At 73.4% G+C, this 25,875-nt stretch carries 26 protein-coding genes; 13 read left to right on the forward strand and 13 right to left on the reverse strand.

The window, feature by feature from the left end:
- Nucleotides 1–20: 20 nt before the first annotated feature.
- Nucleotides 21–530: a MarR family transcriptional regulator gene (locus OG455_RS28300; protein ID WP_266298450.1), complete on the reverse strand. Its 510-nt coding sequence runs from the start codon at nt 528–530 to the stop codon at nt 21–23.
- 94 nt (nt 531–624) lie between these two features.
- Here OG455_RS28300 and OG455_RS28305 point away from each other — a divergent pair, with 94 nt between their 5' ends.
- The 3 genes from OG455_RS28305 (at nt 625) to OG455_RS28315 (ending at nt 3,997) form a co-directional block, all read left to right on the forward strand.
- Nucleotides 625–1,512, forward strand: a complete 888-nt coding sequence (locus tag OG455_RS28305; protein WP_266298451.1) for an alpha/beta fold hydrolase — start codon at nt 625–627, stop codon at nt 1,510–1,512.
- Nucleotides 1,509–2,204 carry an SMI1/KNR4 family protein gene (locus OG455_RS28310; RefSeq protein ID WP_266298452.1) on the forward strand — a complete coding sequence of 232 codons (696 nt, stop codon included), beginning with the start codon at nt 1,509–1,511 and terminating at the stop codon, nt 2,202–2,204. Before OG455_RS28305 ends, OG455_RS28310 begins: the two co-directional genes overlap by 4 nt.
- Before the next feature lie 170 nt (nt 2,205–2,374).
- Nucleotides 2,375–3,997 (forward strand): carboxylesterase/lipase family protein, encoded by a 1,623-nt coding sequence (locus tag OG455_RS28315; protein ID WP_266298454.1) that lies wholly within the window; start codon nt 2,375–2,377, stop codon nt 3,995–3,997.
- 114 nt (nt 3,998–4,111) lie between these two features.
- On the opposite strand, the gene OG455_RS28320 is transcribed toward OG455_RS28315, so the two are convergent.
- On the reverse strand, nt 4,112–4,930 hold the full coding sequence (locus OG455_RS28320) for an SAM-dependent methyltransferase (RefSeq protein ID WP_266300980.1): 819 nt from the start codon (nt 4,928–4,930) through the stop codon (nt 4,112–4,114).
- Nucleotides 4,931–5,372: 442 nt separating this feature from the next.
- Between OG455_RS28320 and OG455_RS28325 the strand changes: the two genes are divergently transcribed.
- From OG455_RS28325 to OG455_RS28335, 3 genes are all read left to right on the forward strand, one after another.
- Nucleotides 5,373–6,332 carry a zinc-binding dehydrogenase gene (locus OG455_RS28325; protein ID WP_266298456.1) on the forward strand — a complete coding sequence of 320 codons (960 nt, stop codon included), beginning with the start codon at nt 5,373–5,375 and terminating at the stop codon, nt 6,330–6,332.
- Between the two features lie 8 nt (nt 6,333–6,340).
- The gene (locus OG455_RS28330) at nt 6,341–6,976 is read left to right on the forward strand and encodes a uridine kinase (RefSeq protein WP_266300981.1); all 636 of its coding nucleotides are present in this window, start codon (nt 6,341–6,343) and stop codon (nt 6,974–6,976) included.
- 111 nt (nt 6,977–7,087) lie between these two features.
- The gene (locus OG455_RS28335; RefSeq protein ID WP_266298458.1) at nt 7,088–7,378 is read left to right on the forward strand and encodes a hypothetical protein; all 291 of its coding nucleotides are present in this window, start codon (nt 7,088–7,090) and stop codon (nt 7,376–7,378) included.
- A gap of 263 nt (nt 7,379–7,641) precedes the next feature.
- Here OG455_RS28335 and OG455_RS28340 read toward each other — a convergent pair whose 3' ends face one another.
- On the reverse strand, nt 7,642–8,460 hold the full coding sequence (locus OG455_RS28340; protein WP_266298460.1) for an inositol monophosphatase family protein: 819 nt from the start codon (nt 8,458–8,460) through the stop codon (nt 7,642–7,644).
- Between the two features lie 145 nt (nt 8,461–8,605).
- On the opposite strand from OG455_RS28340, the gene OG455_RS28345 reads away from it, so the two are divergent.
- Entirely contained in the window at nt 8,606–9,586 is a 981-nt protein-coding gene (locus tag OG455_RS28345; protein ID WP_266298462.1) for an Lrp/AsnC family transcriptional regulator, read from the forward strand.
- A gap of 230 nt (nt 9,587–9,816) precedes the next feature.
- On the opposite strand, the gene OG455_RS28350 is transcribed toward OG455_RS28345, so the two are convergent.
- Entirely contained in the window at nt 9,817–10,380 is a 564-nt protein-coding gene (locus OG455_RS28350; RefSeq protein WP_266298464.1) for a hypothetical protein, read from the reverse strand.
- 277 nt (nt 10,381–10,657) lie between these two features.
- On the opposite strand from OG455_RS28350, the gene OG455_RS28355 reads away from it, so the two are divergent.
- Nucleotides 10,658–12,046, forward strand: coding sequence for a choice-of-anchor A family protein (locus tag OG455_RS28355; RefSeq protein ID WP_266298466.1), 1,389 nt, complete (start codon nt 10,658–10,660; stop codon nt 12,044–12,046).
- A 151-nt stretch (nt 12,047–12,197) separates the two neighbouring features.
- Here OG455_RS28355 and kynU read toward each other — a convergent pair whose 3' ends face one another.
- Both kynU and OG455_RS28365 read right to left on the reverse strand, forming a co-directional pair.
- The gene (kynU, locus tag OG455_RS28360; RefSeq protein WP_266298468.1) at nt 12,198–13,454 is read right to left on the reverse strand and encodes a kynureninase; all 1,257 of its coding nucleotides are present in this window, start codon (nt 13,452–13,454) and stop codon (nt 12,198–12,200) included.
- Nucleotides 13,451–14,302 (reverse strand): tryptophan 2,3-dioxygenase, encoded by an 852-nt coding sequence (locus OG455_RS28365; protein WP_266298470.1) that lies wholly within the window; start codon nt 14,300–14,302, stop codon nt 13,451–13,453. The genes kynU and OG455_RS28365 overlap by 4 nt, the downstream gene beginning before the upstream one ends.
- Before the next feature lie 174 nt (nt 14,303–14,476).
- Here OG455_RS28365 and OG455_RS28370 point away from each other — a divergent pair, with 174 nt between their 5' ends.
- Nucleotides 14,477–14,914, forward strand: coding sequence for an Lrp/AsnC family transcriptional regulator (locus tag OG455_RS28370; RefSeq protein WP_266298472.1), 438 nt, complete (start codon nt 14,477–14,479; stop codon nt 14,912–14,914).
- Between the two features lie 83 nt (nt 14,915–14,997).
- On the opposite strand, the gene OG455_RS28375 is transcribed toward OG455_RS28370, so the two are convergent.
- Together OG455_RS28375 and OG455_RS28380 are read right to left on the reverse strand one after the other, a co-directional pair.
- The gene (locus OG455_RS28375) at nt 14,998–15,639 is read right to left on the reverse strand and encodes a MarC family protein (protein ID WP_266298474.1); all 642 of its coding nucleotides are present in this window, start codon (nt 15,637–15,639) and stop codon (nt 14,998–15,000) included.
- 52 nt (nt 15,640–15,691) lie between these two features.
- Nucleotides 15,692–15,964, reverse strand: coding sequence for a barstar family protein (locus tag OG455_RS28380; protein WP_266298475.1), 273 nt, complete (start codon nt 15,962–15,964; stop codon nt 15,692–15,694).
- A gap of 171 nt (nt 15,965–16,135) precedes the next feature.
- Between OG455_RS28380 and OG455_RS28385 the strand changes: the two genes are divergently transcribed.
- The 3 genes from OG455_RS28385 (at nt 16,136) to OG455_RS28395 (ending at nt 18,483) form a co-directional block, all read left to right on the forward strand.
- Nucleotides 16,136–16,678, forward strand: coding sequence for a DoxX family protein (locus tag OG455_RS28385; protein ID WP_266298476.1), 543 nt, complete (start codon nt 16,136–16,138; stop codon nt 16,676–16,678).
- A 154-nt stretch (nt 16,679–16,832) separates the two neighbouring features.
- Nucleotides 16,833–17,744: an undecaprenyl-diphosphate phosphatase gene (locus tag OG455_RS28390; protein WP_266298478.1), complete on the forward strand. Its 912-nt coding sequence runs from the start codon at nt 16,833–16,835 to the stop codon at nt 17,742–17,744.
- Nucleotides 17,745–17,841: 97 nt separating this feature from the next.
- Nucleotides 17,842–18,483, forward strand: a complete 642-nt coding sequence (locus OG455_RS28395) for a hypothetical protein (RefSeq protein WP_266298480.1) — start codon at nt 17,842–17,844, stop codon at nt 18,481–18,483.
- Between the two features lie 67 nt (nt 18,484–18,550).
- Here the strand turns inward: OG455_RS28395 and OG455_RS28400 are convergent, their stop codons facing one another.
- Genes OG455_RS28400 through OG455_RS28420 form a run of 5 tightly spaced genes read right to left on the reverse strand, consistent with a single transcriptional unit; the run spans nt 18,551 to nt 23,504 of the window.
- Nucleotides 18,551–19,714, reverse strand: a complete 1,164-nt coding sequence (locus OG455_RS28400) for a low specificity L-threonine aldolase (RefSeq protein WP_266298482.1) — start codon at nt 19,712–19,714, stop codon at nt 18,551–18,553.
- A gap of 17 nt (nt 19,715–19,731) precedes the next feature.
- The gene (locus tag OG455_RS28405; protein ID WP_266298484.1) at nt 19,732–20,400 is read right to left on the reverse strand and encodes a response regulator transcription factor; all 669 of its coding nucleotides are present in this window, start codon (nt 20,398–20,400) and stop codon (nt 19,732–19,734) included.
- Nucleotides 20,397–21,668 (reverse strand): sensor histidine kinase, encoded by a 1,272-nt coding sequence (locus OG455_RS28410; protein WP_266298486.1) that lies wholly within the window; start codon nt 21,666–21,668, stop codon nt 20,397–20,399. The genes OG455_RS28405 and OG455_RS28410 overlap by 4 nt, the downstream gene beginning before the upstream one ends.
- A 43-nt stretch (nt 21,669–21,711) precedes the next feature.
- Nucleotides 21,712–22,563 carry an ABC transporter permease gene (locus tag OG455_RS28415; protein WP_266298488.1) on the reverse strand — a complete coding sequence of 284 codons (852 nt, stop codon included), beginning with the start codon at nt 22,561–22,563 and terminating at the stop codon, nt 21,712–21,714.
- Nucleotides 22,560–23,504 carry an ATP-binding cassette domain-containing protein gene (locus OG455_RS28420; protein WP_266298490.1) on the reverse strand — a complete coding sequence of 315 codons (945 nt, stop codon included), beginning with the start codon at nt 23,502–23,504 and terminating at the stop codon, nt 22,560–22,562. The genes OG455_RS28415 and OG455_RS28420 overlap by 4 nt, the downstream gene beginning before the upstream one ends.
- Before the next feature lie 459 nt (nt 23,505–23,963).
- Here OG455_RS28420 and OG455_RS28425 point away from each other — a divergent pair, with 459 nt between their 5' ends.
- Nucleotides 23,964–25,841, forward strand: coding sequence for a glycosyl hydrolase family 18 protein (locus OG455_RS28425; protein WP_266298492.1), 1,878 nt, complete (start codon nt 23,964–23,966; stop codon nt 25,839–25,841).
- The last annotated feature ends 34 nt before the right edge of the window (nt 25,842–25,875 follow it).

Genomic DNA, 25,875 nt, shown 5'->3' on the forward strand with positions numbered 1-25,875 from the left:
CCCGGAGCACCAGCTCCGGGTCAGGCCCCGTTCGCTCCGTTGCCGTTGCCGTTGCCGCTGCCGCTGCCGCTGCCGCTGCCGCCGCGCTGCTGCGCCACCGCGTTCAGCACGCCGCCCAGGAAGTTTTGCACCACCGCGAGTTCCGCCTCGTCGAAGCCGCGCAGCTCGCCCACCACGGCGCCGATCAGCGGGCCGAAGAACTCCCACCCCAGGGTCGTCGCCCGCTCCGTCACCTCCAGCAGCACGCGCCGCCGGTCGTCCGCGTCCCGGGTCCGCCGGACCAGGGCGAGGCGCTCCAGGCGGTCCGCCAGCGCGGTGGTCCCGGCGGAGTTGAGGCCGAGCTGGCGCCCGAGCCACCCCGGGGTCGCCGCCGTGCCGGCCCGGGCCGCGTCGAGCAGGCAGATCAGCGCCCGCAGGTCGGTCGGGTGCAGCCCGCCGCGGGTGGCGAATTCGCCGGCCAGCAGGTCCAGCTCGACGGTCACGGCGCGCAGTTGGTGTACCACCCGCATCGCCGGATCGATCTCCTCCATGCCCTCACCTCTCCACTGCGGTCTGTGGTGGGCATAATATCTCTCGTTCAGCGAGATACTTGCCTGGCGAACTACTGCGCCCACGGAGGTCACGATGACGCGGACACCCTTCCTCGCTTCCTACGATGCCCTTCTCGCCCGCTGGCCCGTCCCGGTCGACACCGCCGACCTCGCGTCCCGCTACGGCACCACCCGCGTGATCAGCTGCGGCCCCGCTGATGCGCCGCCCCTCGTGATGCTGCACGGCGGCGGCACGACGGCCGCCGTCTGGTTCGCCAACATCGCGGAGCTCGGCCGCGCCCACCGGGTCCACGCCGTCGACCGGATCGGCGAGCCGGGGCTCAGCCTGCGCGGCGAGCACCCGCCGCGCACGTCCGCCGAGTTGCTCGACTGGCTCGACACCGTGCTCGACGGCCTGGGGCTCGCCAGGTGTGCGCTGCTCGGCCACTCCTACGGCGCGTGGATCGCCCTCTCCCACGCGTTGCGCTGCCCCGAGCGCGTCGAGCGGCTGGTGCTGATCGACCCCACCCAGTGCTTCGCCGGCTACCGGCCCGGCTACCTGCTGCGCGCCCTGCCCCTGCTGCTGCGCCCCACCGCGGCCCGCGCCCGCGCCTTCCTCGGCTGGGAGAGTGCCGGCGCCGTGGTCGACCCGGACTTTCTCGAACTGTACGGACTGGCAGCCGAGTTCCCCGACGCCAAGCCGATCGTCGGTCGGCGCCCGCGGGCCGCGCGGCTGCGGGGGCTCACCGTCCCGACCCTGGTCCTGCTCGCCGCCGAGAGCCGCGTGCACGACGCCCGCCGGGTCGAGGCCGCTGCCCACCGTCTGCTGCCCGGCGCGCGGACGGCGATCCTGCCCGGCGTCTCGCACCACGGCCTGCCGTTCCGGCGGGCCGGTGAACTCGACGCCGCCGTGCTGTCCTTCCTGGACGATGAGGACCTGTCCGGCCGGCTGTCCGCCCCGCGTCGTACCGTACGGCCATGACCGAGATCTTCGACCCGCACGCCGCCCTCATCGCCGCAGGCCAGGACCGCGCCGCCGCCTGGCGCTTCATCGCCGAGTTCGCCGCCTACTGGCGCCGCCCACTGGCCGAGGACGACGGCTGGTGCGCCGCCGAGCTGGACGCCGCCGAGCGGCGGCTCGGGCTGCGCCTGCCGACCGCGCTCCGCGAGGCGCTGCGACTCGTGGGTCGCCGTGACGACTTGACGCGCAATCACAACCGGCTGCTCAGGCCGGACGAGCTGTTCGTGCACGAGGGCGCGCTGGTCTTCCGGGAGGAGAACCAGGGCTGCGCGCACTGGGGCGTCCTCCTCGCCGACCTCGACCAGGACGACCCGGGCACCGTCGTGCGTCCCGACCTGGCCGACAAGTCGCAGGAGCGCTGGGAGTCCTGGACCGCGCGGGTCTCGCTGGCCTGTGTCGAGACGGTGATGTTCGAGACGGTGCTGGACGACGACGGGCTCACCGACCACCTGGACGCCTCCGGCCCCGAGCTGGACCTGGCCCGCCGCTTCCGTGAACTGCCCCGGCTGAGCCGTGAGATCCGCTGGTTCACCGGCCCGGAGGTGCTGATCGCCGACATCGACGACGGCGCCTGGACCTCGGTGCGGGCCCGCACCGCCCAGGCGCTGGAATCCCTGCGCGAGGAGCTCGACGGCGACTGGCTGAACGGCTGAACGGCTGAGCGGCTGAACGGCTGAACCGCCGAACTCGGAATTGCTGAGCGATCGTCAACCCTCCACCCCAGGGTGGAGATCTCCACCTCCACCCGCGCGCCGATGACCGCCGGACGCGGCCCCGCCGATCCTGGGAGTCACCTGATGGCGAGGAAAAAGGGGAGTGCCGCGTGTTCCGCAGGAAGACGACCTCGACAGCGCCCTGGGCGGGGGCGGTTGTCCTCGCCCTGCTCCTGGGCAGCCTGCTCGGCGCCGCGAGCCCGGCCGGCGCGGCCGCCGGCCGCGACTGCCGTGCCGCCACTGGGCAGGGCAGGGTGCAGGGCCTGCCGCAGGGGGTCACCTGCTCCTACCTGGGCGTCCCGTACGCCGCCCCGCCCACCGGCGCCCGCCGCTTCCGCCCGCCCGCCCCGGTCACCCCGTGGCGCGGGACGCTGCGGGCCACCGCCGCCAAACCCGGCTGCCCGCAGGACCTCACGGTCGGCGGCGGCGTCGAGGACTGCCTCTACACCGACGTCTGGCAGCCGCGCGGCGGCGGCGCGCACAAGCCGGTGCTGGTCTTCCTGCACGGCGGTGCGGACGAACTCGGCGCGGCCGCCGATCCGGTCTTCGACGGCGCCGCGCTCGCCGACCGCGGCGACGCGGTCGTGGTCAGCGTCGACTACCGGCTCGGCCTGCTCGGCTGGACCGAACTCGGCGGCCTGGACCCGGCTTACGCCGGTTCGGGCAACAACGGGCTGCGCGACCAGATCGCGGCGCTCAGCTGGGTGCACCAGCAGATCGGGGCCTTCGGCGGCGACCCGGGCAACGTCACCGTCTTCGGCCAGTCGGCGGGCGCGATCTCGATCGACGCGCTGCTGGCCGGCGACCATCCCGAACGGCTCTTCCACCGGGCGATCGTGGAGAGCGGCCCCGGCTACCTGGTGCACACCCAGGACTACGCGCGCGCTGCCGCCACGCACCTGCTCGCCGCCGGAAGCATCACCACCGTCGCGCAGTTGGACGCGATGAGCACCGACCAGTTGCTGCACCTCCAGGCGACCGCGCAGCAGGGCGTGTCGGGTCTGGCCGACGCGCTCTTCTTCGGCCCGTCCGTCGACGGCACCCTGGTCCCCGGCCCGGTGGTGGACCGGATCGCGGCGGGCAGTGCCCGCGGGGTGGAGCTGATGGTCGGCACCAACGAGAACGAGACCGACTACTGGGCGCTCTTCGAGCCGAGCGTGCTGGACCTCCCGCTGAGCGCCTACCGCAGTTTCCCCGCGCCGCTGGCCGACCAGAAGCAGCGGATGTACGACGTCTACGCCGCCGACCGGCCGGGACTGCCGGCGGGCCGGGTGGTCAACGCGATGGTCACCGACCAGCTGGAGCGGGTGCCCACGCTGCGGATGGCCGCGGCACAGGCCCGTTGGCGGCCCACCTACGTCTACCAGTTCGACTGGCACGTGCCGTACGTCCCGGGCCTGCCCGGCGCCCAGAACCTGGGTGCGATGCACACCCTGGAGCTGCCGTTCGTCTTCGGCAACCTCGACCTGGACGCCTTCCCGCGCGGCGCCGCCACCGTCGCCGCCGAGCGTCCGCAGCTGACCGGGCTGTCGCACGACATGATGGACGCCTGGACCGCCTTCGCCCGGGCCGGCGTGCCTGGTTGGCCCTCGTACACGGCAGCCACGCGGGCCACCAAGATCTGGGACCTGCCCGAGCGGGTGCGGAACGCGCCGCAGGAGAACGAGCGGGCCCTGTGGGACGCCTACTCGTTCCCCGACTGGGACCTGCGGGCCTGGCCCCAGCAGGGCTGAGCCGCCCACGGTCCGCCCACGGTCCGCTCGCTGAGCCGTCCGCCGGGCCGCGAGGAAGGCCGCGAGGAAGGCCGCGAGGAGGGTCGCCAGGAGGGCGCGGTCAGCCGCCGCCGGCTACGGCTTGCGGCCGATCGCGCCCCAGATCCCGGTGCTCGCGTCGCCCTCCTGCTCCGGCTGTTCGGGCCGCCAGAGCGGGACGGTGACGAGCCCGGGTTCGACCAGTTCCAGGCCGTCGAAGAACTTCGCCACCTGGTCCTTGCCCCGCAACGTCAGCCGCTCGGTGGCGGCGCAGTAGACGGCAGGGCCGCGCCGCGCCTGGTCGGGCGTGGCGAAGTCGGCCGTGCCGTGCGAGAGCGCCAGGTAGCTGCCCGAGGGCAGCGCGTCGACCAGGGTGCGCACGATGCCGTACGGGTCGGAGTCCTCGTCCACGAAGTGCAGGATCGCGAAGAGCAGCAGCGCCACCGGGCGGCCCAGGTCGAGCAGCTCGCGGATCTCCGGGGAGGCCAGGATCCCGGCCGGGTCGCGCAGGTCGGCCTGGATCACGGTGGCGCTGCCGTGGCTGGCCCCGGCGAGCAGCGCGCGGCTGTGCACCAGCACGATCGGGTCGTTGTCCAGGTAGGCCACCCGCGCGTCCGGCTGCACCCGCTGGGCGATCTCGTGGGTGTTGCCGGCCGTCGGGATGCCGGTGCCGATGTCCAGGAACTGCTTCACGCCCTGCTCGGCCAGGTAGCGCACCGCCCGCTGCAGGAAGGCCCGGTTCGCCCGGGCACTCTGCCGCACCCGGGGGCTGAACGCCATGATCTCCTCGGCCGCCGCCCGGTCGGCGGGGAAGTTGTCCTTGCCGCCCAGGTAGTAGTCGTACATCCGCGCCGGGTGCGGCACCTCGGGCCGCAGGTCGGACGGCGGGCGGCTGTCCTCCTCGGAGGCAGACATCCAGTCCAGGGTGATCTCCTGATCATCAGTCACAGGCTGAGCATATAGTCGGGCAATCCTCTTGCGGGAGGGCTCTATGTCAACGAGATGTCAGCAAGGTGCCGGCGAACATCCAGCCGGCGCGCGGCATCAGAGCTCCCGACCCACCGGCGGGACGACCACGGTGCTTCAGCCGGGTGTCTCGGCCGGACCGGTGACTTCTCGGCGAACGCGTCCGGTCACCGCGTGCCGCGTGCCGCGACCCGTCACCGTCACCGCCACCCGGTCACCCGGTCACCCGGTCACCCGGTCACCCGGTCACCCGGTCACCCGGTCACCCGGTCACCCGGTCATCCGTGCCTTGACCTCAAGCGCACTTGATGAGCGAGGATGCTGACACAAGATCACCGGCGCTGACCAGGGCCGGTCCGCGGGCGACCGCTGAGCGAGAAGGAAGAGCGACATGCGTGCAGTCTGGTTGGAGCGGTTCGGCGACCCGTCCGTCCTGGTGCCGGGTGAGGCGCCCGATCCCGTGCCCGCCCCCGGCCAGGTGCTGGTCGACGTCGCCTACGCCAACATCACCTTCGTGGAGACCCAGTTCCGGGCCACCGGCGCCGGCCCGTTCCGCGCCGAGCCGCCGCTGATCCCGGGCAACGGGGTCGGCGGCACGGTCGGCGCCGTCGGCGCGGGGGTCGACCCGGTGCTGCTCGGTCGCCCGGTGGTGAGCTCCACCGGGGGCTCCGGCGGATACGCGGAGAAGGCCGCCGTCCCGGCCGAGGGGCTCTTCGCCGTCCCCGACGGCCTGGCCCTGGACGAGGCGGTGGCGCTGCTGGCCGACGGGCGCACGGCGGTGATGCAGTTGCGGGCCGCCGAGGTGCGGCCCGGCGACCGGGTGCTGGTCGAGGCGGCCGCGGGCGGGGTGGGCAGCCTGCTGGTGCAGCTGGCCAAGGCGGCCGGCGCGACGGTGGTCGCGGTGGCCGGCGGTGCCCGCAAGCTTGAGCTGGCCCGCGAGTTGGGCGCCGATCACGTCTTCGACTACCGTTCCGCCGACTGGGCCGGGCTGGTCGAGCGGGAGGTCGGCGGAGTGGACGTGGTCTTCGACGGGGTCGGCGGCGAGGTCGGCCGGGCCGCCTTCGGCCTGCTGCTGCCGGGCGGGCGGATGGACAGCTACGGGCTGGCCGGCGGTGAGTGGGCCGCGATCCCGGCGCAGACCGCTGCCGCCCGCGAGGTGCGCCTGGTCACCGCCGACCGCAGCCCCGAGCACCTGCGCGCCTGCACCGAGCACGCCTTCGCCGAGGCGGCGGCCGGCCGGCTGCGCCCGGTGATCGGCCAGCGCTTCCCGCTGGCCCGGGCCGCGGACGCGCACGCGGCGATGGAGTCCAGGGCCACGCTGGGCAAGACCCTGCTGGAGACGGCACCCTGATGGCGGGCCTGCGGCTGCGGCCGATCAGCTGGTCCCGGCTGACCGGCGAACTCGCCGACCGGATCGAGCGGTTGACCCCGGCCGACGGCGGTGCCTGGCCACGGATCGCGCTGGACGGCGCTCCGGCGGCCCACCCCGAGCAACTCGCCGCCGACCTGGCCGCCGAGCTGCGGTTGCGCGGCCGGCCGGTGCAGCGGGTGCGCTCGCGCTCCTTCCTGCGCTCCGCCTCGCTGCGGCTGGAGTACGGCCACCAGGACGCCGATGCCTACTACGACCGCTGGCTGGACGATGACGCGCTGTTCCGCGAGGTCTTCACGCCGCTGGATCCGGGCGGCACCGGGCGGGTGCTGCCCGACCTGCGCGACCCGGTGACCGACCGCTCCACCCGCAGCCCCTACGTCGAGTTGGCGCCGGGCACCGTGTTGCTGCTGGACGGTCAACTGCTGCTCGGCCGCTGGTTCCCGTTCGACCTGGCGGTGCACCTGCGGATGTCGGAGCCGGCGCTGCGACGGCGCACGGAGGAGGGGGAGCGGTGGACGCTGCCGGCCTTCGCCCGCTACGAGGCCGAGGTCCGACCGGACGAGGCTGCCGACATCCTGGTGCGGGCCGACGACCCGGCCCATCCCGCCTGGAACCAGGACTGAGCCTGCTGCCGGTCGGCCGCGCGTGCGCGAACCATCACTCCTGCGGGGGATGGTCGTGGCCGAACCTCCTTGTCACGATGGACATCTGAGCTCCTGCTGAAGGGATGGCAGATGATGTTCGGCAAAGCCCTGCCCAGTCTCGGCCTCGCCCTGCTCACCGTCCTCGCGATGACCACCCCGGCCGCCGCCGCCAGCCGTCCGGCCGCCCGACCCCTGCCCGCTCCGCGCGCCGCCGGCGCCGTTCTCACCGGCGCCAGCGTCACCTTCCACTCCGACCACGACCAGAAGGACCGCGACACCCTGGTCACCGTCACCGTGCGGGACCTCAACGGCACCACCGCGGCCCGGATCTCCAGTACCTTCGGCCAGTTCGACCAGTACAGCGACGTGGGTCCGTATTAGCTCACCCTCCTCAACCGGACTTCGTGGGAGCTCCTCAAGGGCGCCACCACCACACTGCGGATCGATCCGCACGGCAGCAACCACTGGGAGCCCAGCCTCTACGTCGACCTGGTCTTCAGCGACGGCTCCCACCTCTCCGCCGACTGCCCGTTCCTCGACCTCGACCAGGAGTCGCGCCAAGTGGCCTGCGGCATCTCGTGAGCTGAGTCCGCGCGTCGTCGGATGCGCCGCTCCGCCGCACCCGACGATTCCGCCCGCACCGCTCAGACCACCGCACTCAACACCCGCACCAACTCGCCGTGCTGCTGCACCGGTGCCGCCAGGAAGCCGGGGGAGGTGCCGGGCAGCCATGGTCCGCCCACGTGGTCGCTCACCACCGCGCCTGCCTCGGCGGCGATCAGTGCGCCGCCCAGCAGGTTGGGCGCGTCCAGCCCGCACTCCCAGAACGCGTCCAGGTGGCCGGAGCCGACCTGGGCGACCTGCAGCGCGGTCGGCCCGAGGTTGCGCACCCCCAGCACCCCGGCGGCGAGCACCGCCGAGGTGCTGGCACCGACGCGGCGCAGCGCGAGCGCGTCCTCCTCGGCGACCATCGGCGGGTGGCTGGTGGCGACCACGGCGGTGTCCAGCGCGCGCCCGGACGGGCTGATCCGCCGCCCGTTCAGCAGTGCGCCCGCGCCGCGCGCGGCGGTGTAGGTGAAGCCCAGCTGCGGCGCGTGCACCACTGCGAGCACCGCCTCACCCTCCTCCAGCAGGGTCGCGGTCACCGCCCAGTGCGGCTGTCCCAGTAGGTACTGCACAGCCCCGTCGATGGGGTCGCAGAGCCACCACTCCCCGGTGACCGGCACCCTGCTCGCCAACTCCGACTCGATCCAGCCCGCCCGCGGACGCAGTGCGCCCAGCCGCTCGCGCAGCAGGGCCGCGGCCGGGGCGTCCAGCGCGCTGAAGGCGGCGAGGGCCTCGGCCCTGCCGCGCGCCGCGACGGGCTCGGCGCGGTGCCGACCCGCCAGCCAGGCGCCGACCTCGCGCACGACCGCCTCGACCTCGACCGCCCCGACCTCGCTGGTCGGCTGCTCCGTCGTCATCGTCCTCATCCCTTCGCCGGTCCAGGCGCGGGTGGTGGCCGCGCCTGGACCAAGGAGTACCGTCGGCCCGGCAGAACAGGACGCTGCCGCCCAGCTGGATGAGCGAGATCGGACACCTGTGCGCACCGAGACGACGGATCCGGCCATGGTGCTGGACACACTGGACCGCCGCCTGGTCTGCGCCCTCCAACTGGACGGCCGCGCCGAGCCGGGCCTGCTCGCCCGGGCGCTCGGGGTCTCGGCGCGCACGGTGACCCGGCGGCTGGCCCGGCTGCGCGGGACGGGGGTGCTGCGGGTGGTCCTGCTGCCCCGGGCGGTGGACGAGGCGGTCGGCGCACTGCTGCTGCGGGTACGGGTGCTTCGCGGCCAGGTGGCCGCGGTCGCGGACGCGCTGGCGGCCCGGCCGGACGTGCCGTTCGTCGACCTGATGCTCGGCGGCCAGGAGGTCAGCGCGGCTGTGGTCACCGACCGGGCCGGGCGCGACCGGTTGCTCTACCGCCAACTGCCCGGAACGGACGCGGTCACCGAGACGACCGTCCACGCCGCCCTGCACCTGTTCGCCGACGCCGCGCAGTGGCAGGCAGGGCTGCTCACGCCCGACGAGGTGGCGGTGCTGAACCCCGCCCCAGTCGCGTCGCTGCCCGGCCCGCCGGTCGAACCGGATGCCCTGGACCGTGCGCTGCTCGCCGAACTGGGCGCGGACGCCCGGGCCTCCGCCGCCGCGGTGGCCCAGGCGGTCGGGGCGCCCGAGTCCACCGTCCGCCGCCGGCTGCGCCGCCTGGCGGCTGCCGGCCTGCTGCGCACCCACGCCACCGTCGACCCCCGCCTGCTCGGCATGACGGTGGACGCCAACCTCTGGCTCGCGCTCCCCCCGGCCCGCCTCGCCGAGGCCGGCCGGGCCCTCGCGGCTCACCCCCAGGTGCACGGGGTGCTGGCCACCAGCGGCCCGCACAACTTGATGGCCGCGGTCTTCTGTCCCGACTACGAAGCGCTCTACCGCTTCACCACCGAGGTCCTCGGCCCGCTCGGGGCCGACCGCGTCGAGACCGCCATCGTGGGCCGCGCGGTGAAGCGCGCAGGCGTCCGGCTCGCCCTGCCGGGCGAGGGCCGGCGCGGGAGCCGGTAGAGGACGGCAGCGGCAAGTGTCACGAGGCGGCGGTGATCGTGAGCCCGGTGTGGGCCGTCGGAGACCGCGATGTCACCGGTTGACATCGCGGCGAGGGGTGCGGGACGGCCGCTGTCAGATGACAGACATCGACAGACAGGTAGGGGACAAGTGATGACAGCTGACAGATTTCATCATCTGTCAGCTGTCATCGCCCAACCGTCACCCATCATCGCGACTCCGCCCGGCCGTCAGGCCCCCGTCGTCGAGCCCGGGCGGAGCACCATCAGGACCGTCACCACGGCCCAGAGCAGCGAGAACAGCCCGGTGCTCATGGTGAGCAGCTTCAGTCCGCCGAGTGCGCGGGCCGCGTCGGCATCCGGCTCGCCCGCGAGAGCGGCGATCACCGCCTGCTGCCGGGGGAGCACCAGGAACATCAGCACCAGCGCGGCGAGCCCGGTGATCACCAGCGAGGCGATCAGCCAGGCGCTGCCCATCACACCCATCACCTGCGCCGTCCCGATCCCCAGCACCGGCACCGCGAGCCCGATGGCCGCGTAGACCTGGGTGATCCGGAAGAGCAACCGCACCGAGGCCGTCGCCTCCGGGTCGCCCACCCCGGCCGTCGCCCCATCCGGCAGCACACCCGCACCCGCACCCGCACCACCCGCGATCGTTGCGAGCGCGTTCGCTGCCGGCGCAGTCGTCGCCAGCGCGGCCGCGGCCTTGCGCGGGAACATGCTCGCCGCCACCGTGACCGGGCCGATCGCGATGATCGCGGCCAGCACGTGCAGGCTCAACAGAAACTTGGCCATGGGGATTCGACAGCTTTCGTGCTCGTCCTGGGTGGCGGGCGGTGCCCGAGGGTCGCTGGTTCGCCACCGGCCCCGCTCGGCACGCTAACACCCGGCCGTTCGGCCCTCGGAACGCGGTCCTCGGCTGGGCCGATCGAGCGAGATTTGACTGATGATCTCCGCGGCTCCGGCGGCGCTTGCCCGCTGACCAGGTGCTCCGCGCCTTTGATGAGCCGCGTATGCCCCAAGCGCGCCACACCCGGTCGGCAGCGGTAGACGGGGGCACGGAGGCGAAGACATGAGGCATCCGAGCAGAGCCGCGCTGGTCGCGGCCGCAGCCGCGACGGTACTGGCGTTCCCCATGCCCAGAGCGGCGGCGATCCCGCTGCCGCCACCGCTGGGCCCGTGCGGTGGCCCGGATTGCCCCTCGACCTATCCGCCGCCGAACAACGGCGACTTCGCGGGTCGGGACAGCAACATCAACATCTACACCGGCGGCGACTACACCGTCCACGGGCGGGCCGCCGAGGCCGAGGGGTGGGTGGTGACGCTCGGCAACCTCACCGTGGACAAGGTCGGCGGTGGCGAGTTCAACATGGGCGTGGCGGGCGTCGGTTCCCGGGTGCCGCCGCCCAACGGGGCGGACTTCGTCACGGTCGGCGGCAACATCACGGTGCAGCCGACCAACGAGATCATGGTCGGCGGGGTGGACTCCAAGGGCCCCGCCTACGGCGACGTGCGCTACGGCGGCACGCTGACCGGCCACGTCACCGTGGTCGCCCCGGGCCAAACGGTGCACGACTCCGGCGTGCGCGCCAAGTACGCGCCGCTGCGGACCACCATCGAGGACTTCTCGCACTGCGCGGCGGAGGCGACCGCGACCGGCACCGTCACCGTCACCGACTTCGACGCCACCTTCACCGGGGACGGCACCAGCGCCCGCCAGGTCTTCAACGTCTCGCAGAACCTGGGCTCGGCCGCCCGGAAGATCGACCTGAAGTTCACCAACATCCCGGCCGGCGCGACGGTGATCGTCAACATGCTTCCGGACGACGCGGTGATCAGCACCAACACCGGCACCGGGCTGCCGGGCGACCAGCTGACCGACCTCGGCCCCAAGCTGCTGTGGAACTTCCCGACCTCCACCATGGCCCACATCATCGGCGGCGCCCAGTTCCAGGGTTCGATCATGGGCGGCAATCCGAACGGGACCACCACGGTCGAGCAGCCGGGTCTGAACGGCCGGGTCTACCTGGCCGGGAACCTGGTCCAGACCGGCACCGGCGGCTACGAGATCCACAGCTACCCGTTCAACGGGGACCTGCCGGACTGCTCCTCGCCGACCCCGACCCCGACCCCCACCCCGACGCCAACGCCGACCCCCACTCCGACCCCCACCCCGACGCCAACGCCCACTCCCACCCCGACCCCCACCCCGACGCCCACTCCGACCCCCACACCGTCGCCGACCGGGCCGACCGGGAGGCCCACGACCCCGACCATGCCGCCCACCGGCCCCACCAGCTCCGGCGGTCACCACCCGATGCCCTCGCCCAGCCGGACCGGTGAGCTGCCGAGCACCGGCGAGAGCGGCCCGATCCCGCTGCTCGCCCTGGCCGGGGTGCTGCTGCTCACCGGTGCGGGCGCACTGGTGATCGGCCAGCGCCGCCGAGGCCGCCACAGCTGACGGCTGACGTCTGACGGCTGACGTCTGATCCGTACGCGCCGGTCCGGTGGAACCCCACCGGACCGGCGCCGTTCGCACCCCGCCGTCCCTCAGGCCGCCACCCCTCAGCCCCGCGCCCCTCAGCCCCGCGCCCCTCGTCCCGCCGCAGCCCTCAGGTGACCGCGCCCCGCACGCTGAACCGCTCGGCCCGCCAGTCCCCGCTCGCCAGCACCTCGCGCAGCGCCTGCGCCGCGTCCCACGCCTCGGTGTAGGAGAGGTAGAGCGGGGTGAAGCCGAACCGCATCAGGTCCGGGGCCCGGAAGTCGCCGATCACCCCGCGCTCGATCAGCGCCTGCACCACAGGGAACCCGTCCGGGTGCCGGACCGCCACCTGGCTTCCCCGCCGCTCGGGCCGGCGCGGCGTCACCACCTCCAGGCCGGCCGCCTCGCACTGCTCCAGGAAGAGCCCGGACAGTGCCAGGCTCTTGGCGCGCACCAGCTCCAGGTCGACCTTCTCCCAGATCTCCAGGGTGGCCCGCAGCCCGGCCAGCGCGAGCAGCGGCGGGAAGCTGGTGAGGAACCGACCGATCCCCTGGGTGGGCCGGTAGCCGCTCTCGAAGGCGAACGGCGCGGCGTGTCCGAACCACCCGGTCAAGGGCTGCTCGACGGCGTCGTGGTGGCGCGGCGCGGCGTAGAGGAAGCCCGGTGCGCACGGCCCGGCGTTCAGATACTTGTAGGTGCAGCCGACCGCGAAGTCCGCCTGACAGGCCGTCAGGTCGATCGGCAGCGCGCCCGCCGAGTGGCACAGGTCCCAGATCATCAGTGCGCCGGCCCGGTGCACCGCTTCGGTGATCGTGGCCATGTCGAGCAGCCGTCCGGTGCGGTAGTCGACCTGCGAGAGCACGACCGCGGCGACGCTGTCGTCCAGGTGCGCCACCAGGTCGTCCACCGAGTCCACCGTGTCGAGCAGCACGCTTCGACCGCCCTCGAAGAGCCCGGTGACGCCCTCCGCGATGTACAGGTCGGTCGGGAACGAGTCCCGCTCACCGAGCACCGTGCGGCGCCCGGGCCGCAGCCGCAGCGCGGCCGTCAGCAGCTTGAACAGGTTGACCGAGACGCTGTCGCAGACCACCACCTCGCCGGCGCCGGCCCCGACCAGCGGCGCGATCCGGTCACCCAGGGTGTACGGCAGCTCGGTCCAGCCGTGCTTGTTCCAGCTGGTGATCAGATCCTGGCCCCACTCCTCCTCGACGGTCCGGCGGACCACCTCGGGGGTGCGGACCGGCAGTACGCCCAGCGAATTGCCGTCCAGGTAGATGCCGTTCGCCGGCAGGGTGTACTCGGCGCGGAACGCCGCCAGCGGATCGGCCGCGTCCAGGGCCAGGCAGTCGGCCCGCGAGGTCGGGATCCGTACCGGTTCGCTGCTCACAACTCTCCTCGCACGGACCACAGTTCAGGAAAGACGTCCTGCTCGGCCGCCGCCTTGAGCCAACTCAGGCCGCTGGAGCCGCCGCTGCCGGTCTTGGCGCCCATCGAGCGCTTCACCGAAGCGTAGTGGCGCTGCCGCCAGCGGGTGACCCGTTCCGCGGTGTCGAGCAGCGTCTCGGCCAGCACCACCAGTTCGGCGTGCGCGGGGTCGGTGTAGACGGCGTGCCAGGCGGCCTCGACCGCCGGGCTCGGGGCGTAGCGCTCGGGGCCGGGGGTCGGGGCGGCGGCGAGGCCGCGCCGGGCCAGCAGCGCCAGCACGTCGTCGTACAGCGCCGGTGCGGCCAGCGCCCGGGACAGCTCGCGGTGCGTCTCGGGCGAGCCCTGGTACATGGCCAGCAGCCGTTCGGACTTGTTGCCGAGCAGGAACTCCAGCAGCAGGTAGGCCGAGGACTGGAACCCGGAGGCCTCGCCGAGCATCGGCCGGAAGGCGCTGAACTCGACCGGGGTGAGGGTGGCGAGCAGGTCCCAGGAGCTGTTCAGCACGTCCTGCGCGTTGGCCCCGCGGCGCAGGGCCGCCACCGCGCCGGGCAGGTCGTCGGCCCGCAGCGCCTGCTGGGCCAGCGTCCACTCGTGCCGCAGCAGGTCGAAGAGCAGCTCCATCACCTGGGTGGTGACGATGAACGATAGCTCGGCGTCGACCGTGCTGCGCGGCTGCTGCAGGGTGTGCAGCACGTCCAGCCGGGCGTAGCGCTCGTAGGGCGTCGCGCCGCTGGTCAGCGGGTCGGCGACGGAGTCCTCGCGGACGGGGTCGAACGCCAGGTTCGGCGTCCGGACGGTGGAGCGGGCCATGATCTCGTTCCCCCTCGGTGGCAGGTGGGGACTATTGTGCGGCTGGTCGCCAGGGCTCTTGAAGGGGCGACGGTGACCCGATCGGCGGATCGGCCTTGCGTTCGCAAGGTGTTTTCTCCGCCGACCTGCTGCTCGGAAAAGGGGCCCACCGCGGCCTCCGGAGAGGAACCAACCGTGGACGCGCTGGACCGAAGACTGCTCGCCGAACTGCAGGACGACGCGCGGCTCTCCTACAACGAATTGTCCCGCCGGGTCAGCCTCTCCGCCCCGGCTGTGGCCGAACGGGTGCGCCGGCTGGAGGCGGACGGCGTGATCGGCGGCTACCACGCGCACATCGACCTGGCCCGCGCGGGGCTGCCGATCACCGCGCTGGTGCAGGTCCAGTGCTACGGCCCGCGCTGCGTACTGCGCGATCCCTCGGTGGCCGACTGGCCCGAGGTGCTGCAGCTGCACCGGGTGACCGGTGGGGCCTGCTGCGTGCTGCTGGTGGCGGTGCCGGAGATGGCGCGGTTCGAGGAGCTGATCGACCGGCTGGCGGCCTACGGGCAGCCCAGCAGCTCGATGGTGCTCTCCAGCCCGGTGCCCTGGCGCCCCGTCACACCCCCGTCCTGACCACCGCACCCCCGTCCTGACCACCGCACCCCCGTCGTGCCGCACCCCCGCCCGAGCTCTCCCCGCCGGTCGGTGCCCGCCGGTCAGTGCCCGCCCGAGCCGGGTAGCGGCACGCCCAGCCCCTGCAGCCCGTTCAGGAACAGCTCCACGCCCACCGCCGCGAGCAGCAGCCCGAGCAGCCGCGAGAGCACCTCCAGGGAGGTCTGGTGGGTGCGCCGCAGCAGCGGGGCCAGCAGCAGCACGCTGACGAGGTTGATCGCCACCACCGCCAGGTAGGCGCCGGAGACGGTGACCCGCCAGGCCCAGCCGTCCTTGGTCAGCGACTCGACCAGCACCGCCGTCATCGCCAGCGGGCTCGCCACGTACGGCAGCAGCAGCTCGCGCACCCCCTCGGCCAGCGGGTTGGCCAGCGCGTCCTCGTCGTCCTCGCCCGCGCCGCCCAGGTGCAGGCCGAGCACCAGCCCGACCGCGTAGATGAAGAAGATCACCCCGCCGGCCAGCTGCAGCGACTCGTCGCTGACGTGGAAGAAATTGGTCAGCGCGTCCGCGGCGAACGCCATCACCACCCCGACCAGCCCCGCCAGCACCGAGCTCACCGTGACCAGCCGGTGCATCTCGGCGCTGCTGCGGGAGCGGCTCAGCTGGGCGTAGGCCAGCAGCACCTTGGGCGGACCGACCACGGCGAAGAAGGTGATGAACGTGCTGCTCAGATTCAGGGCCGACATTCCCCCAGCATGGTCGAGGCCATCGGCGGCCACCCGGCGCCGCACCGGTGCGTCAGCGCAGCAGCACCGTGACGCCCGTCTCACCGAGCAACTCGACCACCGCCCAGGCGTAGCCCGGTGGCAGGTCCGGCGCGTGCTCGGCGGTCGGCCAGTCGTGCCAGACCAGGGTGAAGGGCGGCACCGGGCCGAAGCCGCCGCGCAGGCAGTCGGCCAGCGCGTCCAGGTTGCTCCCGTAGTAGCCCTCCGGGCCGTTCAGCGCCGTGCCGAGCGCCGTGTACAGCCCGGACCGGTCGGTGGCACCGGTGCCGTCCAGGTGGAAGTCCATCGCTGACTCCTTCGGTCGCCGGCTCGCCGGCCCCCTGCTGGCCCGCCCCCTGTTCCAGGGTCCCCGGAAGTCCCCCGGATGGCCTGCTCCGGTCGAGGAGCCGCCGCGGGTCGGCTGGGATGGAAGGTGCAGGTGGGGTCAGAGGCGGGGGCAGAGAGATGTGAGGACACTATGGGCTGCGTCAACCGCACGGACCTAGGACTGCTCGCCCTGCGCACCGCCGTGGGCGGGGTGCTCGTCGCCCACGGCACCCAGAAGCTCTTCGGCTGGTTCGGCGGCGGCGGTCTGGAGGGCACCGCCGCCGGGATGGAGGCGATGGGCTTCAAGCCGGGCGGGCAGAGCGCGCTGGCGGCCGGCCTCGGTGAGGCGGGCGGCGGCGCGCTGCTGATCGCCGGGCTGGCCACGCCGGTGGCCGGGCCGATCGTGGCCGGCACCATGGCCGGGGCGAGCGTGGTGCACTTCCCGCACGGCTTCTTCGCCACCAAGGGCGGTTACGAGTACCCGGCGCTGCTCGGCGTCTGCGGCCTGGCGCTCGGCCTGGCGGGCCCCGGCCGGCTCTCGCTGGACGCGCTGACCGGCCACCGCCTCAACCGCCCGTGGCTGGGCGCGCTCGCCTTCGCCGCCGCCGCGGCCGGCGCCTTCTCGGTGGTCTGCAAGCGCGAGCGCGGCATCCAGGAGGCGGCCGCCAAGGCGATGGAGGGGGAGCCCGAGTAGGACCGCACATGACCAGCAGGTGAATTCGAACCCCTGCCCGCTTGGCGTCTACAGATCTGTAGTACGTTCTCGCGGGGAGGGGCTTTGGGGCTGTGCGGGCACACCTCGGTACGCTGTCGCCTCCGACGATCCGTACCAGTGCTGAAGGTGTGCGATGTCCCTGACCTACCCGGAATCGATCGGCGTGGGCCTGCTGCAAGGCGTCACCGAACTCTTCCCCGTCTCGAGTCTGGGCCACAGCATCCTGATCCCCGCGCTGATCGGCGGCAGCGTCCAGCGGGACCTCAACGTCACGGCCGACCAGTCGCCCTACCTGTCGGTGCTGATCGGTCTGCACCTGGCGACGGCGGCGGCCCTGGTGCTCTTCTTCCGCAAGGACTGGGTCCGGGTGCTCCGCGGCCTCTTCAGCTCCATACGCGAGCGCCGAATAGAGACCTCCGAGCAGCGGCTGGCCTGGCTGCTGATCGTCGGCACCATCCCGGTCGGCCTGGCGGGCCTGGTCGCCGAGCACGCGCTGCGCTCGGCCCTCGGCAAGCCGGTCCCCGCGGCGGTCTTCCTGGCGCTGAACGGCTTCGTGCTGCTGGGCGCCGAGCGGTTGCGGCGCGGTGGCGGCGGGCGGCGCCGGGCGGGGGCGCAGGTCGAGCACGTGCCGGGCGCCGACCCGGCGATCGAGTCGGACCGCCGGCTGGCCAAGCTGACCCTGCGCCAGGGCACCTGGATCGGCGCCGCGCAGATCCTGGCGCTGCTGCCCGGCATCAGCCGCTCCGGCGTCACCATGAGCACCGGCATCCTGCGCGGCCTCAACCACGAGGACGCCGCCCGCTTCTCCTTCCTGCTGGCCACCCCGGTGATCGCCGCGGCCGCGGTGCTCAAGGTGCCCGAGCTGCTCAAGCCGGAGAACGCCGCGATCCGCGGGCCGCTGCTGGTCGGCTCGCTCTGCGCCTTCGTGGCGGGCTACGTCTCGGTGAAGTTCCTGACCAAGTACTTCGAGAACCGCAGCCTGACCCCGTTCGCGATCTACTGCATGGTGGCGGGCGTCGGCAGCGCGGTCTACCTGAGCATGTGACGGGTCGGGCGGCTGACGCTCCGGTCATGTGACGGTCAGTCACCTGGTTGCGCCGTCCCGCTGGCGGGGTCCACGGGGGTGCGCCCAGGGTGGTGGCATGAACCACCGTCGCACCCAGCCGCTCCGCGTCGTCGCCACCCGCAGCCCGCGCGCCCGCCGTTCCCTCGCCGCCCCGCTCGCCGTCACGGTCGGGGCGGTGCTCTGCGTGGGCGGGGCCCTGGCCGGCTGCTCGTCCACCGCCGCCAAGGTGTCCTCGACGGCCTCCTCGGCCCTCGGCGCGGCGCAGTCGGTCGCCTCCCAGGCCGCCTCCGCCGCGCAGTCCGGCGTCTCGCAGGCCGCCTCCGCCGCCTCCTCGGCGATCTCGCAGGCCGCCTCCGCCGCCAACAGCGTCTCCTCGGCCGGCTCCTCGGCGCTCGCCTCCGCCCAGTCCGCCGCCTCCTCGGCGGTGGCCGGCGCGACCGGGGGACTGGACGCGACCGGCGACGTCACGCTGGGCCAGGTCAGCACCAATTCGAGCGACCGCGCCGAGGTGGTGGTCACCGTGAACAACCACGGCTCCCAGGCGCAGCGCTACACGATCGAGGTCGGCTTCAAGAACAGCGAGGGCAACCTGCTGGACACCACGCTGGTCACTCTCGGCAACGTCCAGCCGGGCGCGACCGTGACCGCGACGGCGACCAGCGGTGAGACGCTCTCCGGGCCGGTGATGGCGAGCGTGGTCAGCGCGCAGCGCTTCTGAGCCGCGCGGCCCAGGCCTGCTGCGCCGGCGCCCCGGGGGCGCCGGCCGCGCCGCCACGGACCGCGCCTCAGGCCGGCAGCAGCGCCAGGAACCGCCGCCCCGCCTCGGCGACCTCGGCCGCGCTCCACCCCAGCGCGGCCGCGCCGACGGTGACCTCGGCCATCGCCAGGCCGGGCGCGCCGTCCTGCCAGCCGCCGACGAACCAGGTCCGCTCCTGGTCCGCCAGGGTGAGGGCCGCCTCGTTGAGGGCCGCCGCGGGGTGGGGGAGCCAGAGTCGGAACTGATGGGTGTGCGGGGCCGCCGGGTTGATCCGGGCGCCGGGGAGCTCGGCCAGCGCCGCGGCGACCACCTGGGCATGGCGCACGTGCTGGGGGACCCGCGGCAGTACGCGCTCCAGGCCGTCGAGGGCCGCGAGGGCGGCGGGCCACTGCTGGAAGACGTTGCCGCCGTGCCGGTGGCGCCAGGCGCGGGCGTAGCCGGCCAGCGCGCCGTCACCCGCCAGCGCGGCGCCGCTCAGGCCGCCCAGGGTCTTGTAGAACGAGACGTAGACGCTGTCGGCGAGGGCGGCGATCTCGTCGAGTCCCTTGCCCAGATGCTCCGTGGACTCCCAGAGCCGGGCGCCGTCGAAGTGCACCCGGGCGCCCGCGGCCCGCGCCGCGTCGGTCAGCTCGACCAGCTCCGCCCAGCTGGGCAACAGGAACCCGGCGTCGCGCAGCGGGAGTTCGACCGTCATGGTGCCGAACGGCTCGCCCAGATCGGTGAGTTCGGCCGCGGTGAAGTGTCGGGGCTCGGCGGTCGGCCACAGGCCGCGCAGCCCGGTCAGCTGGCTGTAGGCCTGCCGCTCCCAACGCTCCAGGTGGGCCAGCGGGTGCAGCGCCACCGCGCTGCTGCCGGAGCGCTCGGCGCCGTAACGCAGCGCGACCTGCTGGGCCATCGTGCCGGTGGGGAAGAAGACCGCGTCCTCGGTGCCGAGCAGGGCCGCGACCCGCTCCTCCAGCAGGCGGAGGGGACCGTCGCCGTAGAGGTCGGGACGCTCGTCGAGACCGTCCAGCGCGCGGAGCGCGGCCAGCTGCTCGCGCATGGTCGGCAGCGGCGCGCCGGACAGCACGCGGTCGCAGGCCCGCACGGCGGCCAGCCGGCGTTCGAGGAAGGCCGCGGCACCGTCGGTCGCGGCGGCGTCAGGGGCGTCGGTCGCGGTGGTCGCGTCGGTCGTGCCGTTGGCGTCGGTCATCGGCCGATTGTCGGTGCTCAGGTCGGGTGGACCAAGCGGTTTTCGTAGGCGAAGACCACCGCCTGGACCCGGTCGCGCAGACCGAGCTTGAGCAGGATCCGGCTCACGTGGGTCTTCACGGTGGCCTCGGCGAGGAAGAGCTCGGCGGCCACCTCGGCGTTGGACAGGCCGCGGGCGATCTGCACCAGCACGCTGCGCTCACGGGTGGTGAGCGCCTCCACGGCGCTCTCGGCGCGGTCCGGGGAGCCGCCGTCGGCGGGCAGCTGGGAGGCGAAGGTGTCCAGCAGCCGCCGGGTGATCCGGGGTGCCACCACCGCGTCGCCCGCCGCCACGCTGCGGATCGCGCTGAGCAGCTCGGCCGGCTGGGCGTTCTTCAGCAGGAAGCCGGAGGCGCCCGCCCGCAGTCCGGCGAAGGCGTACTCGTCGAGGTCGAAGGTGGTCATGATGAGCACCTTGGTGTCGGGGGATTCCTCGACGATCCGGCGGGTGGCCTCGATGCCGTCCATGCCGGGCATCCGGACGTCCATCAGCACCACGTCGGGGGCGTGCGCCGCCGCCAGGCGCACCGCTTCGGCGCCGTCCTCGGCCTCACCGACCACGGACAGGTCCGGCTGCGAGTCGAGCACCAGCGTGAAGGCGACGCGCAGCAGCGGCTGGTCGTCCACCAGCAGGACGCGGATGGTCATCGGGAGCTCTCCTGGAGGTCGGGGCCGAGGTCGAGGGTGGCGGCCACCCGCCAGCCGCCCCGCGCCAGCGGTCCGGCGCTCAGCGCGCCCCCGTAGGCGGCGACGCGCTCGCGCATCCCGGACAGGCCGTGGCCCGGCTCGCCGAGCGGTCCGGCCGAGGTCGCGGCCGGGCGCAGCGCGCGGCCGTCGTCGCGGACCTCGACCTGGACGGCGTCGCCGGCGCAGTCCACGGTGACCTGGGCGCGGGCCCCGGGCGCGGCGTGCTTGAGGGTGTTGGTGAGCGACTCCTGGACCAGCCGGTAGACGGTCAGCTGCGCACCGGGGGAGACACCGGCGGCCTCGCCGGTCAGCCGCAGCTCGGTGGGCAGCCCGGCGGCGCGGACCTGTGCGGCCAGCGCGGCCAGCTGACCCAGGCCCGGCTGCGGGTGGCGCAGCGCGTCGGGCTCGTCGGCCCGCAGCACGCCGAGGAAGCGGCGCATGTCGGTCAGCGCCTGGCGGCCGGTCTCGGCGGACTGGCGCATCGCGGCGGTGGCCTTCTCGGGGGCGATCGGGTTGGCGTAGACGGCGCCGTCGGCGAGCGCGACCATCACCGAGAGGTTGTGGGTGACGATGTCGTGCATCTCGCGGGCGATCCGGGAGCGCTCCTCGGCGACCGCGAGGGCGGACTGCTGGTCGCGCTGGACCTCCAGCTCGTGGGCCCGGGCGCGCAGCGCGCGCAGCTGGGCCCGGCGGCCCCGCACGTTGAGGCCGATCACCGCGGCGGCCGTGGTGGCGCCGGAGAGCATGAAGGTGGCCTTGAACCAGAGTTCGAGCGGGTCGGCCAGGGCGATCGCGTGGTGCAGGTCGGAGACCACCAGGAGCACGCCGAACTCGGCGACCAGGTAGGCGAGCAGGGTGCGCCGGCGGGAGCAGTGCGCGGCGACGGTGTAGAGCGCGAGCAGCACCGCGATGTCGGCCGGCATCGCCCGGTAGGTCAGCCACTGGACGAAGGCGACGGCCGCGATCAACCCGAAGACCGTCTGCGGCGCCCGGCGGCGGAAGGTGAGCGGCAGGATCAGCGCGAACTCCAGCACCCAGACCCACGGGTGCCCACGCAGGTCGCGCCCGTGCGCCGCGCTGGCCAGCGCCAGCACCGCCAGCGCGAAGCCGAGGTCGACCCCGACCGGGTGGCGCTCGCCGAGCAGCCAGCCCCGGACCGCGGCCAGCCCTCGGGCGGCGCCGGGGAAGCGCCGCCCGAGGGCTGCCGGGAACTGGTCGAGCGTGGTCATCGCGCCATTGTGCAACGGATCCCGCCCGGCCGGTCGGGCGCACTCACGCGTCGCGCCGCTTGAGCACGGCGGCGGCGCCGACCAGCGCGACGGCCACGTAGATCCACAGCACGCCGTAGCCGGTCCACGGGGCGAGCGTGCCCGGGTCCGGGTTGAGGGTGGCCACGGCCTGGCCGGCCGCGCCGGGCAGGTAGGGGCCGATGTGGCCGCTCCAGTTCGAGGGCAGCACCTCGACCAGGGTCGGCAGCACCAGCAGCAGGCCGAAGACGGCCGCGATGCCGCCGGCGGTGTTGCGGATCAGCGCGCCGATGGCGACCGCGAGGATGCCGATCGCGGTCAGGTAGAGCGAGGTCCCGATCACCGTGCGGGTCACCCCGGCGGCCGAGAGCGTGGTCTGCACGTGGTGCCCGGAGAGGATGGCCTGGCCGCCGAAGAAGGCGACGAAGGCGGTGACCAGGGTCACCACGAAGGTCACCGCGCCGAAGACGCCGGCCTTGGCCCAGAGCACCGGCAGCCGGCGCGGCACGGCGGAGAGCGAGGCGCGGATCATGCCGGTGCTGTACTCGCCGCTGACCACCAGCACGCCCAGCACGCCGACGGCCAGCTGGGCCGCCAGGTAGCCGCGCAGGCTGCGGTCGGCGGCGTTGATCTCGAAGCCGTGGTCGCGAGCCTCCGGGTGGTTCAGGTGGTCGATCGCGCCGTAGCAGGCGAGCAGGCCGAAGCCGATCATGAAGACCACGGCGGCGAGCAGCGTGAAGTAGCTCGACCGCAGGGTGCGGAACTTGATCCACTCGGAGCGGACCACCCGCGCCGCGGTGACCGGGCCGCCGATCGGCGGGCGGGCCGCGGCGGCCGGGGCCGCGGGGGTGGCGGGGGTGGCGGTGGCGGTGCTCATGCGGCGTGCTCCTCGGCCGGCGTGCGGGGGGCGACCACGGCGTCGTACTCGACGGCGTCCTTGGTCATTTCCATGAAGGCCTCCTCCAGCGAGGCCTTCTGCGGGGTCAGCTCGAAGAGCGTCAGGGCGTGCTCGGCGGCCAGTCTGCCGACCTGCTCGCTGTCGGTGCCGTCCACGGTCAGCACCTGGGCGTCCGCACCGGCCGCCACGCTCACCCCGGGCAGCTCACGCAGCAGTTCGCCCAGCCGTGCGGCGTCGGGAGTGCGCACCAGCACCCCGCCGCGCGAGGCGCGCTCGGTGAAGGCGGACACCGAGGTGTCGGCGATCAGCTGGCCGCGGCCGATCACGATCAGGTGCTCGGCGGTCAGCGCCATCTCGCTCATCAGGTGCGAGGAGACCAGCACCGTGCGGCCCTCGGCGGCCAGCGACCTGAGCAGGTTGCGGATCCACAGGATGCCCTCGGGGTCGAGGCCGTTGACCGGCTCGTCCAGGATCAGCGTGGCGGGGTCGCCGAGCAGCGCGGAGGCGATGCCCAGGCGCTGTCCCATGCCGAGCGAGAAGCCGCCGGCCCGCTTCCTGGCTACCTGGCGCAGCCCGACCAGGTCGATCACCTCGTCCACCCGCGAGCGCGGGATGCCGTGCGTGGCGGCCAGCGCGAGCAGGTGGTTGAAGGCGGAGCGGCCGGTGTGGATGGCGCGGGCCTCGAGCATCGCGCCCACCTCGCGCAGCGGCGCGGCGTGCTGGGCGTAGCGGCGGCCGTTGATCACGGCGTGGCCGGCGCTCGGGTTGTCCAGCCCGAGCAGCATCCGCATGGTGGTGGACTTGCCGGCCCCGTTGGGACCGAGGAACCCGGTCACGATTCCGGGGCGGACGCTGAAGCTCAGATCCTGGACAGCGGTCTTGGGGCCGTAGCGCTTGGTGAGGCCGACGGCTTCGATCATGGAGGATCCTCGTGCGAGGGGGCGGACGGGCGACGCCTGCCACGCTAGGCGGCCCGTCGGCCTCGGCACGAGCCGCGCGAGGAGGAGTCGCGGGAGGTACGGGTGCGACGCCAGATGCAGCTCGACTACATCTCAAGACTGACCCCGCTCCCGCTGTCAGGCGTTTAGCCGCAGGTCATCCGGCAGGGTCCGCCGAAGACAACCTTAACGGCGGCTCAAGCGCGCCGGGCGGCTCTTGACGCCGCAGTTGGTCTAGTCCATTTTAATCGTCAGGTGCAGGGAGCCCCTGAGTCACCGTCAGAGTCCTGAATCTCTGACGGTGGCCCTGGGGCGCTCGGCGTCCGCACGGCCCCCGGTTCCTCGCACGATTCCCCCATGTCATGCCCATGGCGGAGCGGTCCCACCCGCCCCGCCGCCCCCACGGGCTGACGGTCCCCCACAACCAGGAGTCACGCACCCATGTTGATCCGCATGCTCGCCCGGAGAGCCGAGCGCTCACCGGCCGAACCCCGCCGTCGGCGCGGCCTGGCCGCCGTCGCCCTGGGCGCCGGCGCCTCCCTGCTGCTCGGCGCGACCCTCTCGCTGAGCGCCGGCACCGCCGCCCAGGCGGCCGCCACCAACACCACCGGTGCGCCCGCCACCAGCGGCGGCCTCAAGGTGGCCTACTTCGACCAGTGGTCGGTCTACGCCAACGGCTACTACCCGAAGACCATCCAGGACACCGGCGTGGCCGGCAAACTGGACTACCTGATCTACGACTTCGAGAACATCGACCCGACCAGCGGGAAGTGCTTCGAGGCCACCAAGGCGGCCTCCCAGGACGACGGCAACCCGAACGCGGGCGACGGGGCGGCCGACGCCTTCGCCGACTACGAGAAGTCCTACGACGCCACCACCAGTGTCAGCGGCGCCGCCGACGTCTGGAACCAGCCGATCGCGGGCAACTTCAACCAGCTCAAGGAGCTGAAGGCGAAGAACCCGAACCTCAAGATCCTGCTGTCGATCGGCGGTTGGACCTACTCCAAGTACTTCTCCGACGTGGCGGCCACCGACGCCTCGCGCAAGGCCTTCGCCTCCTCCTGCATCGACATGTTCATCAAGGGCAACCTGCCCAGTGACGCCGGCTTCGGCGGCCCCGGCTCGGCGGCCGGCATCTTCGACGGCTTCGACATCGACTGGGAGTACCCGGGCGGCGGGGGCCACACCGGCAACCACTCCGCCCCGGCCGACAAGCAGAACTACACCGCGCTGCTGGCCGAGCTCCGCTCCGAGCTGGACGCGCAGGGCAAGGCCGACGGGAAGACCTACGCGCTGAGCGCGGCGGTCGGCGCGGGCCAGGACAAGATCCAGAACTACGAGACCGACAAGATCGGCCAGTCCCTGACCTTCCTGGACCTGATGAGCTACGACATGCACGGCGCCTGGGACGCGCAGGGCCCGACCAACCACCAGGCCGCGCTCTACTCGGACCCGAACGACCCGATGACCCCGATCGCGCCCGGCACCGCCAAGTACTCGATCGACGAGGCGGTCAAGGCCTGGACGGCCGGTGATCCGAGCTACGGGATCAAGGGCGGCTTCCCGGCCAACAAGATCAACCTGGGTGTCCCGTTCTACTACCGCGGCTGGACCGGCGTGCCGGCCGGCGGCAGCAACGGCCTGTTCCAGACCGCGACCGGCCCGGCGACCGGCGCGGCGGACTCCGGCAACGTCAACGGCATCCGGATGTACAAGGAGCTGAACGGCGTCGTCGACAACCCGGCGGACACCTACTGGGACCCGGTCGCGCAGGCCGCGTACTTCTACGACGGCACCAACTTCTGGTCCGGCGAGGACACCAAGTCGATCCAGGCCAAGGCCGACTACCTGCACTGCAACGGCCTGGGCGGCTCGTTCGCCTTCTCGCTCTACGACCTGGGCACCCAGACCTCGCTCTTCGACACCATGGTGAGCGCCACCAACGGCTCCGCGGCCAGCTGCCCGGCGGCCCCGCCGACCTCGGCGAGCCCCGGCGCGTCGGCGTCCAGCAGCCCGACCGGCGGCACCGGCAGCCCGTCGAGCGGCCCCTCCGGCAGCCCGTCGAACCCGAGCAGCCCGTCGAGCAGCCCCTCCGGCAGCCCGGTCAGCAGCCCGAGCGGTCTGCCCACCAGCACCGCCAGCGTCACCCCGCCCGCCACCTGCGCCGCGCCCGGCTGGTCCGCCACCGCGGTCTACGCCACGGCCGGCACCCAGGTCAGCTGGAAGGGCCACAAGTACACCAACAAGTGGTGGACCACCGGCGACGACCCCACCTTGAGCGGTGCCTGGGGCGTCTGGACCGACAACGGCCCCTGCTGATCCCCTCCTTCTCCACCCCGCACCACTCGCACCA

Source organism: Kitasatospora sp. NBC_01287 (assembly GCF_026340565.1).
GTDB lineage: Bacteria > Actinomycetota > Actinomycetes > Streptomycetales > Streptomycetaceae > Kitasatospora.